Origin of the sequence: Blastomonas sp. UPD001, from assembly GCF_003426715.1 — a bacterium.
GTDB lineage: Bacteria > Pseudomonadota > Alphaproteobacteria > Sphingomonadales > Sphingomonadaceae > Blastomonas.
In genome coordinates, this window is the sequence record NZ_QKVT01000030.1 from 1 (window position 1) to 2159 (window position 2159).

The 2159-nt window shown below is 68.1% G+C and carries 1 protein-coding gene; it reads left to right on the forward strand.

All coding sequences use genetic code 11. The features are described 5' to 3' along the window. On the forward strand, positions 1–2159 hold a 2159-nt coding region (locus DM995_RS18055), incomplete at both ends, for a beta strand repeat-containing protein (RefSeq protein WP_232824532.1).

The window sequence follows — 2159 nt, forward strand, 5'->3', positions numbered from 1 at the left end:
GGCGGTAATGCCCAGCTTTATGCCCAGGCGGGCGGCACCGTCCGCGTGCTGGGCAACGCCTTTGTCACCGCCAATGGCGAGGGCGCGGGCAATCTCAGCGGCCAGGTCGGTGCGGGCACCGGCGGCACTGCCGATGTCCGCTCGTTCGGCAACGCACTGATGGACATTGCCGGCGCGCTGTTCGTCAGCGCCGATGGCCGCGCGGGCAGCACCGGCTCCACCGGCACGACCAGCAACAGCGGCACCGGCGGCACGGTCATCGTGACCTCGGGCCGCAACGCGACGGTGGACAACAATTCCACCATGCTGATCGGTGGCGACCTGGTGGTCTCGGCCAATGGGTTCGGCAGCAGCAATTTCGGCGCAGGCGTCGCCGGACTGGGTCGGGGCGGATCTATCCAGATCAATTCGGGTTCCGGCACCGGCATCGCCAGCGCCAACAACGTCATGACGATCAACGGCCTGATCTTCAGCAATGCCGACGGCTTTGGCGGTCAGGCGCTGAATTCGGGAACGGGCGGCGCAGGTATCGGCGGCACGAACACGATCAGCGCGGGCGTTGGCGGGCGGATCAATGTCGCCGGCTCGGCCAGCCTGACCAGTTTCGGCTTCGGCGGGCATGCCGATGATGGCAACGGCAATGGCGGCAACGGCACTGGGGGATCGGCTTTCGCGCAGATCTTCGGCTCGGGCGGCATCCTGAGCTTTGGATCGAACCTGGTTTTGCAGGCCACCGGTTCGGGCGGCAGCAGTGGCAACGATGCGACATCGACCGGGGGCACCGGGCGCGGCGGCAATGCGACGCTGGCGCTGGGATCGGGCCAGGCCGGCGGCGCGATCACCGTGCAGGGCCTGACGCAGATCGATGCGCTTGGTCTAGGCGGCGACGGAACCATCGGCGGCGACGGGTTTGGCGGTGTGAATGGATCGGGCGGCGGCGCGTTCGTCAGCGGCCAGGGCGCGGGCACGATGACGCTCAATGGCGGCCTGCTGATGAGTGCAGGCGGCGTCGGGGGCTTCGCCCGGCAGGCGGGTGTCGGCCGGACCGGCAATGGCACAGGCGGCAGCGCGCAGATGATTGCCAATGGCAACAGCATCATCAACGTCACCGGCGATGTCGACATCAACGCCAATGGCGCGGTGTTCACCTCATTGGCGGCGGGTATCGATGGCGGCAACGGCACGGGCGGCAATGCCTCGATCTCGCAGAATACCGGCGGGCAGATCACGATCACCGGCAATGCGTTCGTCGCGGCCACGGGCACGGGCCATGACAATAACGGCGGCGGTGATGGCATTGCGGGCAATGGCGTGGGCGGCGACGTGCGCATTGCGGTCAACGATCGCACCATCACCATCACCGGCAACGCCACCACCGATGCGCGCGGCTATGGCGGCAACAGCGCTGGCGGCATCCGGGGCGGCAATGGCACGGGCGGCCTCGCCAATCTGGGCGCGGGCGCGGGCACGCTGTCGATCGGCGGAAACGGCACCACCAATGCGGACGGGTTCGGCGGAAGCGCGATCGGTGCAGGTTCGGGCGGGATCGGCACCGGCGGCCGCGCGGTGATCGGATCGATCGTCGGCGGAATCATCCAGATCGCGGGCGGGGCCGAGCTCACGGCGCAGGGCTTTGGCGGCAATGCATCGAATGCAGGCAATGTGGGCGGCCTCGGCGATGGCGGCGAAGCGCAGCTGTTTGCCGACAATAACGGATCGGTCACGGTCGGCGGCATCACCACATTGAACGCCAGCGCCTTTGGCGGTTCCTCCGCCGGCGGCGCCGATACGGGCGCGGCCCTTGGCGGGCTGGCCAGCTTGCTCACGCTGGGCAACGGCCAGGTCGCACTCAATCAGGATACGTTCCTGTCCACCCAGGCGCTCAGCGGCAATGCCGATAGCGACGGCGGCAATATCGGCACCGCGACCGGCGGCGATTCGTTCATCAACGCCTTTGGCGCGGGCAGTCGCATCCGGATTGGCGGCAGCCTGTTTGCCGATGCGATCGCCGGCGCGGGGTCGTCCACCACGGGCACGATCGGCAATGCGACGGGCGGAACGGCGCGAATCGATTCGGCTTCGGGCATCGTGGACATCACCGGCAGCGCGTCGCTCGATGCATCGGCCTTTGGCGGCAACAGTGTTACCAGCGGCAATGG